The sequence below is a fragment of the Prosthecobacter sp. genome, assembly GCF_034366625.1.
Classification (GTDB): Bacteria; Verrucomicrobiota; Verrucomicrobiia; order Verrucomicrobiales; family Verrucomicrobiaceae; genus Prosthecobacter.
The window spans coordinates 702223-717618 of the sequence record NZ_JAXMIH010000008.1 but is presented as its reverse complement, the minus strand read 5'-3'; the positions used below and the strand labels follow the sequence as shown (position 1 = coordinate 717618).

The following is a 15396-nucleotide window of genomic DNA, read 5'->3' as shown; positions in this document are numbered from 1 at the left end:
AATGGGTTCAAGGCTTGGTGGCTGGAGGTGTTGTCTCCCAATCATCCGTGCGGAAAGGCGAGGCAGGCAAGCCAGCGCCGTTGAAAAGGTTGCACACAGGATCAGCGGCCCACGCATAACGCACGGCCACTGGCTGCGGCACGTTGGGCGCGGAGACGATCACCGTATCGCCCTCAATGCGAGCCACAGCGGGCTTCCAGGCACGATTGGCACCGGCAATGAGAAAGCCTTTGAGTTCACCACCCTTCGCCATCAGTCCACCCTCGGTGTGGCGGAAGCGCAGCACGATTTCGCTGCCGCGCACCTCATGCTGAGTGAACAACGGCCCGGAGATAGCGGACACCTTCTCTCCACACACTGTGCCCAAGACCCACAGCGCCAGGCGGCGGCCCACATCCTGTTTGTTTTTCGGGTGAAGGTCACGCGACTCGCCAATGTCGATGGTGATCGCCATGCCCGTCTTCGGCAGATCCAGGCACTTCATTTGCACTTCGCGGATGTCGGCATAGCTGGGCGTCTTCCGCACATTCGGGAGCTGCACCCAGGCGAAAGGCAGTTCGCTTCCCCAACGCGCTCGCCAGTCGGTCACGAGCAGGCGCATCTGGGTCTCGTAGAATGGCGAGCGCTCGGGGGTGCAGTTGCTCTCGCCCTGATACCAGACGATGCCGCGCAAGGCATAGGGTATGAGCGGCGCGATCTTGCCATTGAACAAGCCGCTAACGTTCATCGCTCCCAAGTGACTGCCATACGGATGACTCGGCTGCTTTGGCAGCGGCTGCTTGTCCGCTTTCGCCTTCTCCACCGCCAGCTTCCACTTCGTCATCGCCGCTTCGTAATGCTTCTCCGCTACCGCACGATCAAACGCCGCCATCAAGCGATCACGCTGCGCAAAAAAGGGTTTCAACTCGGCGCACTGCTGCTGCGTTTCCAAATCGAGCCAGGACTCGATCAAAGTGCCTCCAGCGGAAGAATTGATCAGCCCCAACGCACTCCCCAGGCGCTGGTGCAGCTCACGGCCAAAGTAAAACGCCACCGCCGAGAAGTCTCCCACCGCTTCCGGCGAACAAACGATCCAGGAGCCATGGCAATCACTCTGCGGTGAAGTCGAACGACCATCAGCGACGGTGAACATGCGGATCTGCGGCAGCGTTGCAGCCGCACGCTCCTTCTCATAATCCTTCGAGGCGCTTACCGTCATCACCATGTTTGACTGTCCGGCACACAGCCACGTTTCACCAGCCAGCACATCCTTCACTGAGAGAGTGTTCGTCCCTTTGACGATCATTTCCAAAGGTTCGCTGCTTTTCAAAGGATCGAGCTTCACCTGCCATCGGCCATCGGCTCCTGCTGTCGTTGTCTTTGCCTGTTCTTCGATAGAGACCGTGATCTGCTCCCCTGCCGATGCCCAACCCCACACCGGCGCTGACGCATCCTGCTGAAAAACCATGTGATCTGAGAACAACGCAGGCAGCCGAACCTCGGCATGTGAGGCACTCATCGCGAGACAACACAGCAAGATGCCGATGAAGGCGTGTGGGCGGGCCGGTGATTTCATGTGCTGGGTCTCGGTGGTTATCTTGGTCTTTGAAGAATGGCGGACAAGCTTGGGTCTCTGGTCACTGATTGACGCCAGATGACGGCTTGAGCAGATGCGTCAGCAGAAACTCCTCTGGCTTGGGCGTTGATGTCGTGGCCTTGTCCTCAATGCGCAGAATGCAGGTGCCGCCCACAGCGGTGACCTTCTCCTGAAATTTCAGGCCAAACAAAGCATGATGAATGGCGCTGCCTGGCGACGTGGCTGGCAGCGGATCAACGCGTGGATTGGAAATCAGCACGGGCGGATCATCGGCGCTCACATGCGTGATCGGCGAAAACTCACGCAGAAGCTTGATCCATTCCGCTCGCGGCTTCTTCACTTCATCCAGCTTCTTCGCCCCGACCGCTCGGGCGATCATGGGATGCTGCAACACCTGATCGCCTACCCATTCGGTGATGATCTTCGGCTCCAGGCAGGTTTGTGGCGACATGCCGACAGCGGCATGGAACCGGCTGGATTCGCGTTCTACAGGATCTTTGCTGCGTGGATTGGCCAGATCATCGTGACAGGCGAGCCAAAGGGTCGTGCATCCTCCGGCTGAGATGCCGTAGGCACCGAAACGCCGGGGATCGAGCTTCCACTCACTCGCCTTGCTGCGGAGGAACTGCACAGCGCGTGCCGCGTCATGCACGGGCGCAGGAAGCGGCGAGATAAGGCTGTAACGGTAATTGATCGAGGCCACGGACACGCCCTTCGCGTGCATCGATTTCAGCAAAGTGAGCGGTACATCCTTCTTATCTCCTCCGGCCCAGCCGCCGCCGTGGATGAAGATGACCAGCGGCGTGACGGCGTCTGATTTCGCCTGCCACAGATCCAGCTTGTGACGCTCATGGGTGCCGTAGCTGATGTCCTTGAAGGTAATTTCAGGCACGACCTCGGTTTGTGCTAGAAGACACGACACGGTGAGAAAGAGATAAGTAATCAGCAGTCTCATGGCGGTTTATTTGAGTGTCACTGCAAACAGATCTGCCTGCTCCAGATGCACGCTCAGCATGTAGTTCCCTGGAGGCAGATCACTGATCTTTTTGTCCTTCCACGCGGCCTCGAAGCTGATGTCATCCGTCTTCATTGGCACGGCGTCTTCTTTCGTGAAGCCGCGCAGGCGGTAGCCGTCTTTGTTGAGGATTTCGAGACGCACCGAGCCTTTGGAAGCATCCGCATTGAGTGTGATGGTCTTCACGCCGGTAAGATCGAGCGCCTTGAGCGTGACGTTGCCGATGGTGTTCACGATCTTGGGCTTGCCTTTCTTCTGCGCCTTCACGGGCGAGTCGGGATTGATGCCGATGGCGGCAAAGCGGTCGCGTGGCGTGGTGACGAGGCCAACGCCGCTGTGGTAGTCTTTGCCGCCGAGCTTCTGCTCGTTCAGTCCCACGCCGCCGATGGCTGTGCCGCGATAGCCGCCGTAGTAGAAGCGCATTTCCTTTTCGAGGATGACCGGTGTGCCGTTCGTGATGACTGACCCGGCATCGAAACGCCCCGGCGCACCGCGAGGAATCGCAAAGCTGCCCTGCAGGCTGCGATCCCAGCGGAAGCCATCGCGGCTGGACATGAACTCCGCATCCATCGAACCCACCGAGCGATCTAGTATTTGGTTCAGGGAGAAATACATGCCGTTGTAGGTGAACACCGGCGAGGTGTGGAATTCGATCTGCGGCGCATCGCGGTCATTCACCGTGGTGATCAGTTCGGGCTTGCTCCAATGGATGAAGTCTTTGCTCTCCATGCGGCCCATCGCGTGCTTCCAGGCCAGCGTGCCGTCGGGCCACGGCGTCCACATCTTTCCATAGGCCACGAACGCCTCGCGGCGCGGATCGTAGAGCACGTCGAGTGCGTCCGACATGCACAGCGGCGAGCGCCAAGCGCGGCGCACCGTGCCGTTCTTCTGCGGTGTCTCCACATAGCCGTCCTCATCGGCGAAGGGCAGCTCCATGCCCTTGCTGCCAAAGGAGCACTTCGACACGATGCCGCCCGCGTGCTTCGTCCAATGAATGCCATCGGGTGAAAATGCCACATGCGTGCCCGATCCGCCTTCCGCGCCCTCTTTAGGCGTCCAGTCATAGTAGGCCATCTTGTATCGCTTCATCGGATCAGGATCGCGCTCGTCAAAGACCACGCTGTTGCAGTAGCGCTCGCCGTAACCACCGCGCACGCCGATCAGTACAATGTTGGTGTCCTTGATCTCATAGAAGGGAAACAGCCCGAGGTTCGGCTTCGTCCAGTTGATGCCGTCCATGCTCTCCGCATAGCAGACGACGTTCTTCATCACCTTGTCCTCCACCCGCCGCTCCTGATAGGCCTGATACCAGAGCTGATGCTTCCCCGTTTTTGGATCGCGATACACACTCGTCCAGCCGAGCATCGCCTCCCAAGGCTTGTCCGGCGCGATGACGGGATCTGGTGAGTGCCGCTTGAACTCCACCACATGACGGATCGTGCCTGGGCGGTAAAGTATGTCCTCGTCATCGACGAGCAGGAGGGTGCGCTCGGCGGCGTTGAGGCTCGCGCAGAGCAGGACAGTGATGAGTGCGGTTTTCATGGCTTGATTAAATCGAGTGTGAGGGCAAAGACTTCAGCACGATCTAGATGAATGCGGATCATCACCTCGCCTGCGGGGAGCTTGGTGAGGTCGGCGTCTTTCCAGGTGACGCGATGGCGCAGGTGATCGCCAGTGATGGGGACGGCGTCGGCTTTGGTGAAGCCGGGGAGGCGGTAGCCTTGGGCATCGAGCAACTCGACGCGGACGGCGGCCTTCACGGCGGTAGTGTTGACGGTAATGGTTTTCACTCCGGCAAGCGAGCGAGGTTTGAGCGTGATCTGGCCGATGCGCTCCAGCGGCTTCAGGCCAGCGAAACGATCCAGAGGCAGAGTGGCGAGTCCGATGCCGGTTTTAGGCAGCTTCTTCTTCGATCCCCATTCGGATTCGGTTCCGCCAAAACCCCAAGGGTTCTCCGCGCCGCCGAAGTAGAAGCGGATTTCGTTTTCCAGGACGACGGGTGTGGCATTGCTCCAGATGCGACCGGTATCGAAGGCGTCTGCTTTGCCAACAGGAAGAAACATCGTGTCACGGAACGGACGCGACCAGGTGAAACCGTGATCGCGGCTGAGCGCGAGTTCGACGGGCTGCAGGCCGTGTGTTTCAAAGTCGGCGAGCTGGATGAGGCCGAACCACACGCCGTGATGCACGAAGGCTGGCGCGCTGTGAAGTTGCACGCCCTGGCGTGTGCCGGGATACGCGCCTGGGCGCACACCGTCGTGCTCATCGGGTGCCATGACGAACTGCGCGGGGCTCCATTGGATAAAATCATCGCTCTCGGTGCGGACGACGGAGCGCTTCCAGAAAGTGCGACCATCAGGGCCATCAATCCATCCTTTGGCGATGACGACATATTTCTTCCGCACGGGATCGTAGGTCGCGTCGATGACATCGCTGACGGAGTTCAGCAGGCCGAGCGGCGTGGTATCGCCCGCGAGTGGCGGGTCGGTGATACGCCCGTAGTTCCCGCGCAGCACGGGACCGGGATGCTTTGTCCAATGAATGCCGTCGGGCGAGAAGGCGACATACATGCCGCCATTGCGACCACGCGGCTCCTTGGGATCGGTGGGCGCGACTTCGGGTTCGGGGATGGACCAGTAGGCCATTTTGTAGCGCCGCGCCGGGTCTCCACCTGGAGTATCGACAACGACGGAGGCATTATAGTGGTCGCTGCTGGTGAGCACCACATTGCGGTCTGGGATGCCTTTGAAGGTCAGGATGTCCAGCTCAGGTTTTGTCCATGAGATACCGTCCTTCGACTCCGCATAGCACACCACGCTTCCCGCGCCGCTCATCTGATACCACATCTGATAACGACCCGAGGTGGGATCGTGATACACGCTGCAATAGGCGACCTGATGCTTGAGCGAGGGGCCGACGAGCAATGGATTCGCCTCATGACGCACTGGCTGATGCAGCACGCGCTTCGTGGCGGGACGATACAAAATATCGTGGTCGTCCACGAACAGCAGGGTTTGCTCTGCTGCGGCACAACAGGAGGCGAAGAGAAAGAGGAGAATTCGTTTCATGACTAGTTCGGAAGCTTCCAATGGGCCTGACGCAGAACGGCGTTCTTATTATCCTTCAGATGCTCATACCAAACGGTGAGCAGTGAGCCGTCGGCCAGTTCAACGGTGCTGGGGTAGCCGATATCGCCGCTGGTGGCATCGCCCGAGACGATGATCGCTTCTGACCAGGTGCTGCCACTGTCACGGCTGACACGGGCTTGATTGCCGATGGGTGCGCGGCGGTGACCGTAGCTCATGAGCAGTGTATTATCGCGCAGCTTGAGCAAGTGCGAGGGATAACCCCAGACACCGATGCTGTGCGGCACGCTCCAGGTTTTGCCACCATCGTCGGACTCGGTTTGCAGGGTCTCTTTGGTGTTCTTTTTTCCGTGATGACGGATGTGCGCGATGATGCGGCCATCCTTGGCCTGCACGGCGTGGAGTTCATGATAGTCGTCCGTCACGTTGTCGCCGGGACGGGTCGGGATTTCGGCGATCCAGCACCAGGTGAGGCCGTCATCGGTGGATTCACAGGCACCGATGCGCTTCTTTTCATTCCAGAGTTCCTTGCCGACATAGAGCAGACGTCCATCCGCCAGAACGGTGGGTCCGTGCGGGCTGTTGACGAGCGTGGAAATCGGTGGCGACCAAGTGAGGCCCTTATCTGTAGAGCGCACGAGCCATTCGCCAGGCTGAGTTTTGCGTTGCTCATCGGTGAGGCGTGCATGAGCCGCATTCCAGGCGGGCAGCGTCTCCACATTGACGAAGTTCGAGGGCTTACCTTCCTTGAGCAGGTTCATCTGAATCTCATAGGCCGTGGAGGTGAAGGTGGTGACCAGCAGCGTGCCTTTGGGTGTCTCCAGCGCGCCGGCATCGCGATCATCCACATCGGTGTCGAGGATGGAGCGTGGGAAGGTCCACGTTTTGCCTTCATCACGCGAGATCATCATCTCCACGCGGCCAAAGGGGCACACATGACCGTGACGCCCGCCGGAAACGACGACGATGAGCGTGCCGTCCTGCTTGCGCATGAGCGTGGGCCAGCCGTGGTAATACTGCGGCTGCTGGGAGATGACCTTCGTCTCGATGACGCTGGCCTGATCAGCCGCGAATGAAGATGAAGTGAGGCCAATAAGCAGGCCAAGGAGAGGAAGTGTGTGTTTCATGGAAGTTGTGTTGAGTTAGCGGTTCAAAGTCCAGCGAGCCTGCATCAGCACGGCTTTGTGAGCGTCTTTGGGCGTTTCATACCAGACGGTGAGCAGGGAACCGTCGGCGAGTTCGGCGCTGCTCGGGTAGCCGAGGTCCCAATTGGCGGCGTCATCGGTCAGGATGAATTCCTCCGACCAATGGCGGCCATGATCGGTACTGAACTTGCCCCGAATGCCAAATGGCTCCTGCCGCCAAGTGTAAGTCATGAGCAGCGTGCCATCGCGCAAGCGGATGAGGTGCGAGGGGAAGCCATCGGCCACCTTTCCCTTCTCCGTCCACGTCTTGCCACCATCGGTGGAGATGATCTGCGAGGTGTTCTGCTGCGTCTTCTTGTTGATGACGAGCTTGTCACGCACCTGCACAATGATCGTGCCGTCCTTGGCTTGAACGGCGTGAAGCTCCCCCGCACGCACCGGCATCTCGGAGACTGACTTCCAAGTCAGACCGTCATCCTCCGAAACATACGCGATGGCTTTCTTGCCATTCGAGGTGGCGTAAAACAGCCGACCATCGAGCAGGTTGATCGGCCCATGCGGGCTGTAGCCCAGAACACGATAACGCGGCGACCAGCTCAGCCCGCCATCCGTGGAACGCTGCATCCAGTAACCTGTCTCCGCCTCTTTCTGTGCCTGCGTGGTGGCATCGTCCATCGTGTGCCAGCGTTTCAGCATCGCCGGTGTTTCTTTGCCAAACGTCTCGTTCAGCAGCCGCTCAGGCGCGTTCATGTGAATCTGATAGGCGAACGAGTTGAACATCGTGGCAATCAGCGTGCCTTTGCTGGTCTCAAGCATGCCGGAGTCGCGGTCATCAAGCGCGCTATCCGCCAGCACACGCGGCAGGGTCCAGGTTTGACCATCATCGCGTGAAGTGATCATCTCCTGACGACCGTAAGGACAAACGTGAAACTCACGCCCACCTGAATAGACCACGATAAGGTCGCCATTCGCACGACGCGCCAGCGTGGGCCAGCCATGGTAAAAGTACGGCTGCCGGGAAATGATTTGGGTCTCGATGACTTTCACCTGCGGCTCGGCTGAGTGCAGGGCGGTGGTCAGGAGCAGGATGGCGATGAGGGGGCGCATGGTGAGGGGGTCGCTTGGTTGTGTATCAATCCGCAAAGCGCATGGCATACAGATCAGCGTCTTTGAGCTTCACGCGGAGGCGGATCGCCTTTCCTTTGAGAGCGGAAACATCGAGCGCTTTGGCTTCGAGTTCGTCGCCGTAGAGTTCGGCCATGGTGGCGAGGACTTTGCCGGACTCGTCGAGCGCCTCGATCTGCACGGAGCCTGCGGCGGAGGTGGCGTAGTTGAGGATGAGCTGGCTGCCGGTGAAGGTGAGCGGCCTGGTGGTGAACTCGCCGCCTTTGGCATTGGCGTGCATGGAGGCGAAGCCCTGCTTGCGCACGGTCACGCGCCTCATGCGGTGGTCGGCGCTGCGGTAGTGCTCGCTCACATAGAGAGACCATTCATTGGGCGCGGTTTCGATGATTCCGGCGGCGGTCATTTGATTGCGGTCCGTCCAGTTCTTTGGATCGGGACCGGGACGCACCCAGGCTTCGCGAAAAGCGCGGCTCCAGTTCACGCCATCACGGCTGCTCATGAAAACAGCATCGGAGACGCCCTTGAACTTGTGCTCTGTGATCTTCTGGCGCGTGACGACATAACGCTTCGGAAAGGACAGCAGCAGATGCGGCGCACCAGGGCACGGAACCGTGGCGGAGGTGTAGAAATGCTCGGGCTGCACATCGGCGGCGTAGCGGTTCAGCGTGGCATCACTCCAGGTCAGAAAGTCGGCGGAATGACTGCTCTGGATGTCGCGAATCTTGTTGGTGAAGATGCGGGTGTAGCTGGCATAGCGCTTTCGTGGCGCATCCCAGAAGGCGACGTTCTGCGAGTCGAACGCGCCCTTGGTCATCACCATCTGCGGGCTGATCTTGTGCCAGCGAAGGCCATCGGGCGAGGCAAAGGCATAGAGACCGCCAGGTGTCTCGCCGGTCATCCAGTTCTTGCCGGGTTCCTTCACGCCGCCGAGGCCTTTGTAGCGCTCGCCGGGCTTCGCTTTCGGGTTGGTGTCGAGAAACGCGGCAAAGTTGTGCGACTCGACGCCGCGCCAGATGACGTTGTTGTCCTTGGTGCCTCCCGCTTCGATCAGACCGAGCTTGGGACGGGTGAAATGAATGCCATCATTGCTCTCAACGACACAGGTGACCTGATCCGCTGAGTGGTCCGAACCGCCTGCGGAGCCGCGATAGTAGAGCCGCACTTTTTCACCATCCTGAATGGCGGAGAAGTAGCCGCAGGTCGGTCCTTCCCAAGGTTGATCGGTGGTGAGCACGACCTCGCGCTTCACCGGCTCATGCAGCTTCAAAGCAACGCCGCTTTTCTCGGCGACGAGGTATTCGTCCACAAACAGCTCCCAGCGCGAGGCGATGTTGAACGGCTTTGCCACCGGCAACGGCTTCGGCTTGATCTTGCCGACGAGGAAGTGGTTGAAGTGGCTGCCGCCGGAGCCTTCACCACCTGCCACATAGATCGTGTCGCCGATGATGCAGACACCGGGATCATTGAACATCGCGCCGGGCGGCAGCGGGCTCGTGCTGCGCAGCCAGCGGTTCTCCTGCGTGTCATAGACGAAGGGCAGGTCATTCCACCGCGCACCAGCTCCACCGACCGCGATGATGTAGCGGTTATCAAAGGTCTCGCCCTCCCAGCCGGAGATGGAATAGGGGAAGTCGGCGAGACGCTGCCATTCATTCTTCGCGGGATCGTAGCTCAGCGCTTCTTGCAGGCGCTGGCGTCCCTTTTCATTCCACGTCACACCGCCGAGCATATAAAACTTCCCGCCCGCGACAGCGGAAGCGGTCCAGCCGCGCGGGCTGCCGGGAATCGGCGCGCGCTGCTGCCAGCCGTGACCGGGTTTAGCTAGATCGAGGACGTTGGTCACGCCTTGAATTGTCTTCGGGCTGTAGCCTTTCTCGGCGATGTCATAGTTGTTCCCGCCCGCCACGATCATGAAGCTGCCCGCACGATCCGCCGCCATGTGCGTGACCGGCACGGTCAGCGGAGCCACTGTTTGCCAGGCCAGCGGGGTCCTCGTGACATCCAGTCGATAGACCTCGGCAGACGGTAATGTGGGGCGGTCTTGAATGGCACCGCCGAGCACATAGACAGCATCCTCTGTGGCGATGGCGCGTGTGTACTCACGACGCGCGGGAAGATCAGGAAGCTGCGTCCACTGATCCGTCGCCGGATCATAGCAGTGCGCCCAGCGCGAGGTGCGGTAGGCAGTGTCCTGCGTCTTGTCACCCTCAGGGATGAAGCCGCCTGCAAAGTAGATCTTCCCACCCACCACCACCATGCCCGCGCCGCTGACGCCTGCATGCGGCCCCTTCGCGATGAAGGGCATCTCTTTCACGGTCCAGACGATCTCGCCGAACACCGGCAGGGCTTTCAGTTCGTCTGGCATCTCGCGTGACAGCGCCTTGTCGATGCCTGCCGACTGCACCGCCGCCTCGCGAGCCAGTTTACGGGCGGCCATGCGCGGATCATCGGCGGCGTTGATGTCAGCTAACAAGGTCAGGAACAGGAGGGGAAAGGGTAGTTTCATAGGTGTGGAAGCGGTAATCAGGAGATACAGACAAGCTGCCGCGTTTTCGCTGATCGCAACGCTGCTTCGTTAAATTTGAGCGTCTGCACAGCTTCTTCAAAGGTACAGAGCGGCGTGGGCCTGCCCTCAATGCCATCAATAAAGGCATTCGCTTGCGCGGTGAAGAGTTCGTCGCGCTCCAGCGGCGGCGTCTGCTGCCAGGTCCAGTCTTTGTCGCCGTGCTTGATGAAACCCCAGCGCTGCTGATGGATTTCGATCTTCACACTGCCGCGTTCACCATTGATGAGGATCGTGTTCTCATTGGGAGCCTGAAATTGCGTCATGGCATAGCTGACCGGCACCTCGCCGTGTCTGGCGGCGATGTTGACTGTGTCCTCCACGGTCACGCCTTCCAGCGCTTGATGCGCCGCATCACAGAAGACCCGCGTGCAGGGGCCGATGAGCCACTCCACCACATTCACCACATGCGTGAGCGCGTCTTGGATGGCGCCGCCGCCCTGCTCATGCCGCGCGTAATAGGTGTCGCGATACGCTGGCCGGAAAGTGGGGAAATGCTGGCCCGCCGTGCTGCTGGCGTGAAGCACCTTGCCGATCTCACCGCTGCTCACATAAGCCCGCGCCGCGCCGATCCACGGCATGAGGTGATACACATACGCCACGCCGAGAAACCGCTGCGATTGAACGAGGGCTTCGCGTGTTTGTGAGACGAGCGCTGTGTCGAACGCCAGCGGCTTCTCAATGAGCACATGAAGTTCGAGGGACAGCGCCTTCATGGCAATCGGCAGGTGGAGATGCGCGGGCGTGCAGATCACCCAGGCGTCGAACCGAGACTTTGACAAAGCTTCGTCGAGAGAAGCAAAGACAGGAACCCCGTAGCCGTTTTTCATGGCGGCGAGCAGCGCCGGGTTGGTGTCGCAGGCGGAGGCGGCGCAGCGTCCGGTTTTCTGAAAGCAGCGCAGGTGGCGCTCGCCGATGCTGCCGCAGCCGATGATAAGAATGGAATGCATGAGGGTGCGAATAGAACGCCTCCCGCTGCCGCCAGCCATCGTCATAGCATTGGTAACATATGAGCACCAACGTCTGACACGGTGATCTGAAAATCTGGTCATCACATGTTGCCAATGCTCGCGCCTTGTTGGCTTGGCGGCGTGGCACGACATGAGCGTCGTGAGACAGGTCCATGAGTTCTCCTCAACACCATTCGCTTATGAAATTTTTCAGTGAACACCTCTCAGCACGCAGGCTTGGCATTGCAACCGTCCTCTTGCTCTGGATCTCCAGCGAAGGCAAAACAGACGCAGTTGATTACATATTCAACGCCACGTCCGGCACAAGTTCCTGGAGCACCACCACTGTATGGACACCAAACGGCACGCCAGGCATCGGTGACAACATTGACGCCACGCTGATCGCCAGTGGTGGCGCGACGCTCAACGTCGGCGGCATCAGCCGGACGATCAACAACCTGACCAAGACCGTGGCGAACCGCTGGAACATCGGCGGGGGTGCCGCGACATTGGGCACACTGAACATCGGCGACCTCACGCTTGCCACGGACAACATGATTTTTTTCAATGGCAGCGGGGGTGGCGGGCTGGAGGTGAACGCGGCCAACCTCACGATCAACACAGGAGGTGGTCTGTACTTTGGCAGCACCTCGCTCACGGCTTCGAATTCCAGCCGTGGTCTGACGGTGAGCGGGACCACGATGCTCACAGGTGGATTTTTGCGGATGAATGTTTCCAACGCCAGCAGCAACAGCTATGCGCTTGGCCTTCTGGACGTGAGCGGAGCCGCCGTGGTGACACTGAATAACGCTCCAGCAGGAAAAGCAGCGTCCACCGCAAACATCGGCGGGCTGAACGGCTCGGGTGGATTCGTCCAGACCAACCTCGCAAACAGCCAGTTTGGAAATGTCGCCACACTTGCGATCACCAACACAAGTGATCACTCATCCGCCACAGTGCTCCGGGACGGAGCCAGCACCGCTCACGGTGGGACGCTCCACCTGACGAAAGCCGGCGCGGGCACTCAGACCCTGGCTGGAGTCAACACTTACACCGGGGCGACCACGATCACGAACGGCGTTTTGAAAATGGGCGACGCTTCAGCCCTCGGCGCACGCACCGGCATCCTGGCCATCAACACGAACACGGGCACCAATGTCTCTGCCACCGGCACCCTGGATCTGGGAGGCCAGACAGACGTTATCGAGGTCATCCGACTCAATGGCACAGGTTTTGGCGGGAATGGCGCACTGATCAATTCGGGGACCGCAGCCAGCATTGTAAGCGGCGTGGCCTCGATCACTCAAACAGCAAGTGGAAGCGTGCCCGCAACGCTGACCCTCTCCGGCGGCGGGGGCACAGGCGCGACGGCCACGGTAGCCATGGGCGTTACCTCAGCTTCCTTCACCATCAATGGAGGAACCACTGTGTACTCCGCAGCCCCCACCGTCACGATCAGTGGCGGAGGGGCTGGAATCACCGCCACAGCCACCGCGATTCTCAGTGGTGGTATCGTGACCGGAATCACCATCGTCACTCCCGGATCGGGCTACACCAGCGCGCCTGTCATTTCCTTTTCTGGAGGCACGGTGACGACCGCCGGCACCAACCCATCGGGCACGGGCAACGCGACCAGCTTCACACCCTCTTCCTACAGCATCACCGCCACGGGCTCCGGCTACACCAGCGCCCCCACCGTTGCTTTCAGCAACGGCACCTTCGCCGCGACCACGACGCTTTCGGGCATCGTGCTGGAAGGCGATAGCAGCATCGGTGGCAGTGGCGACATCACAGTCGATGGCGTGGTGAGCGAGAGCGGCGGCTCACGTACGCTGACAAAAGTCGGCGCGAATGTGCTGACGCTCACCAACACCGGCAACAGCTACACCGGCGGAACGATCATCGACGGCGGCACCGTCAGCATCGCCGCTGACACAGCCCTTGGCACCGCCCCAGGAACGCCAACTCCGGCGCATCTTACATTCAATGGCGGTACGCTCGCCACCACGGCGACGCTTGCCTTGAACTCCAATCGCGGCATCTCCTTGGATGCTTCCGGCGGCACGGTGGATGTTGCCGCCAGCACCACGCTGAGCTATGGCGGCATCGCGGCAGGCACAGGGTCATTGACCAAGACGGGAACAGGCACGCTGATCCTCTCTGGTGTCAATACTTACAGCGGCAGCACGGTGGTCAACGCCGGTGTCCTGAGCATCGCCGCAGATTCTGGATTGGGCACTGCACCTGGAGCCGCGACTCCGGCCCATCTCACGTTCAACGGCGGCACGTTGGCAACGACGGCGGATATGACACTCGCATCGACTCGTGGCATCTCGCTGGGCGCTTCCGGCGGCATGTTCGATGTCGCCGCCGCCACCACGCTGACTCATGGCGGTATCATTGCGGATGCAGGCGGCCTGACCAAGACGGGGACGGGCACGCTGGCTCTGTCCGGTGCCAGCAGTTACTCTGGCGCGACCGCCGTGAATGCCGGCACGCTCGCCATCTCAAACAACACCGCTCTAGGCACCGTTGCAGGAGGCGTGACCGTCCCCAACCTCGCCACACTCCAGTTGTCCGGCGACATCACGGTGGGTGACGAGGCGCTCTCACTCACTGGTGATGGCACGATCGCAGGTGTCGGCGCGCTGGTGAACCTCAGCGGCAGCAACACTTGGGGCGGCGACATCAACGTGACTGCCGGAGCCACACGCATCAACTCTGATGCGGGCAACCTGCTGATCACCGGTGACATCACCACCAATGGCACCGGCAACTTGAACGTCGGTGGCAATGGCGACATCGAGATCAGCGGCGTCCTCACCGGGCCGCTGATGCTGTTCAAATCCTCCGTTGGCGGCGGGACGCTGACGCTCAGCAATCCGAACAACAGCTACTCCGGCCGCACCACCATCGCCGCAGGCACGCTGAAGGTTTCCACCGAGGGCAATCTGGGCGCCGCGCCAGGCGTTTTCTCCTCGATCAACGTGCGGATACGCAGCGGCGGCACGCTGCAAACCACGGCGGACATGTCCCTTGGCGCCAATCGTGGCATCACCATCAGCAACGGCGGCGGCGCGATCAACACCGACACGGGCACAACGCTCACGGTGAACAGCCGCATCTCCGGCACCGTGGAAACCGACATCTTCAGCAAGACTGGCGGCGGCACGCTAGTGCTTGCAGGCGCCAGCACCTACATCGGTCCCACACAGGTGAATGCGGGCACGCTGATGGTCACCAACACCACCGGCTCTGGTGCCGGCACCGGAGCCGTGAGCGTCATCACCGGCACACTCGCTGGCAATCACACCAGCACCGGCAACATCGCCGGTTCCGTCATCATCGGTACCGGCAGCGCACTTTCCCCCGGCAGTGACACCAGTTCCGCAACGCATGGCATCGGCACGCTTAAATTCACCGCCGTGGATCTGCAAACTGGCAGCACCGGACGCCTGAACATCGAAGGCGCGACCAGTTTCGACCGCGTCCTCGTCAGTGCGAGCAACGGCCTCACCCTGAACGGCAGGCTCAGCATCACCACCAGCCTCACCGGCCTCGCCTTCGACACCGCCTTCGCCGAGGGCAATTCGTTTGATCTGCTCGACTGGACGGACCTGCTCGGCGGCACTTTTGCGGTGGGCGACAACCTGCGCAATGGCAGTAGCGACGACACCAGCCAGTTCGACCTGCCTGACCTCACCACACTCAACCGTGCCTGGGATATCAGCCAGTTCCTGAGCAATGGCACCATCATAGTCAGCGCCGTGCCAGAACCAAGCCGTGCCGTGCTGCTTCTTTTCGGGCTTGTGCTTCTGTTCACTCAGCGGCGTCAACGCACTGCATACTACCCGATGAGAATGTGAACTCCATGCATCTCAACGTAGGTAATCTCATTCTCCCGTATCAACATTCAAACGGACATAATGGAACCAT

9 protein-coding genes are annotated in these 15396 nt (G+C 60.3%); 1 reads left to right on the top strand and 8 read right to left on the bottom strand.

Annotated features, from left to right (window positions below; translation table 11 throughout):
• Positions 1-7: 7 nt before the first annotated feature.
• The 8 genes from U1A53_RS11330 to U1A53_RS11295 all read right to left on the bottom strand — a co-directional run bounded on the left by U1A53_RS11330 (position 8) and on the right by U1A53_RS11295 (position 11460).
• Entirely contained in the window at positions 8-1555 is a 1548-nt protein-coding gene (locus U1A53_RS11330) for a sialate O-acetylesterase (protein ID WP_322280959.1), read from the bottom strand.
• Positions 1556-1616: 61 nt separating this feature from the next.
• Entirely contained in the window at positions 1617-2531 is a 915-nt protein-coding gene (locus U1A53_RS11325; RefSeq protein ID WP_322280958.1) for an alpha/beta hydrolase, read from the bottom strand.
• Between the two features lie 6 nt (positions 2532-2537).
• Positions 2538-4133, bottom strand: coding sequence for a hypothetical protein (locus U1A53_RS11320; RefSeq protein ID WP_322280957.1), 1596 nt, complete (start codon positions 4131-4133; stop codon positions 2538-2540).
• The gene (locus U1A53_RS11315; RefSeq protein WP_322280956.1) at positions 4130-5659 is read right to left on the bottom strand and encodes a hypothetical protein; all 1530 of its coding nucleotides are present in this window, start codon (positions 5657-5659) and stop codon (positions 4130-4132) included. The genes U1A53_RS11320 and U1A53_RS11315 overlap by 4 nt, the downstream gene beginning before the upstream one ends.
• A 2-nt stretch (positions 5660-5661) precedes the next feature.
• Positions 5662-6804, bottom strand: coding sequence for a sialidase family protein (locus tag U1A53_RS11310; protein ID WP_322280955.1), 1143 nt, complete (start codon positions 6802-6804; stop codon positions 5662-5664).
• A gap of 15 nt (positions 6805-6819) precedes the next feature.
• Positions 6820-7929: a sialidase family protein gene (locus U1A53_RS11305; protein WP_322280954.1), complete on the bottom strand. Its 1110-nt coding sequence runs from the start codon at positions 7927-7929 to the stop codon at positions 6820-6822.
• A gap of 25 nt (positions 7930-7954) precedes the next feature.
• Positions 7955-10453, bottom strand: coding sequence for a kelch repeat-containing protein (locus tag U1A53_RS11300; RefSeq protein ID WP_322280953.1), 2499 nt, complete (start codon positions 10451-10453; stop codon positions 7955-7957).
• Positions 10454-10470: 17 nt separating this feature from the next.
• The gene (locus tag U1A53_RS11295; protein WP_322280952.1) at positions 10471-11460 is read right to left on the bottom strand and encodes a Gfo/Idh/MocA family oxidoreductase; all 990 of its coding nucleotides are present in this window, start codon (positions 11458-11460) and stop codon (positions 10471-10473) included.
• A gap of 257 nt (positions 11461-11717) precedes the next feature.
• On the opposite strand from U1A53_RS11295, the gene U1A53_RS11290 reads away from it, so the two are divergent.
• Positions 11718-15326: an autotransporter-associated beta strand repeat-containing protein gene (locus U1A53_RS11290; RefSeq protein ID WP_322280951.1), complete on the top strand. Its 3609-nt coding sequence runs from the start codon at positions 11718-11720 to the stop codon at positions 15324-15326.
• The last annotated feature ends 70 nt before the right edge of the window (positions 15327-15396 follow it).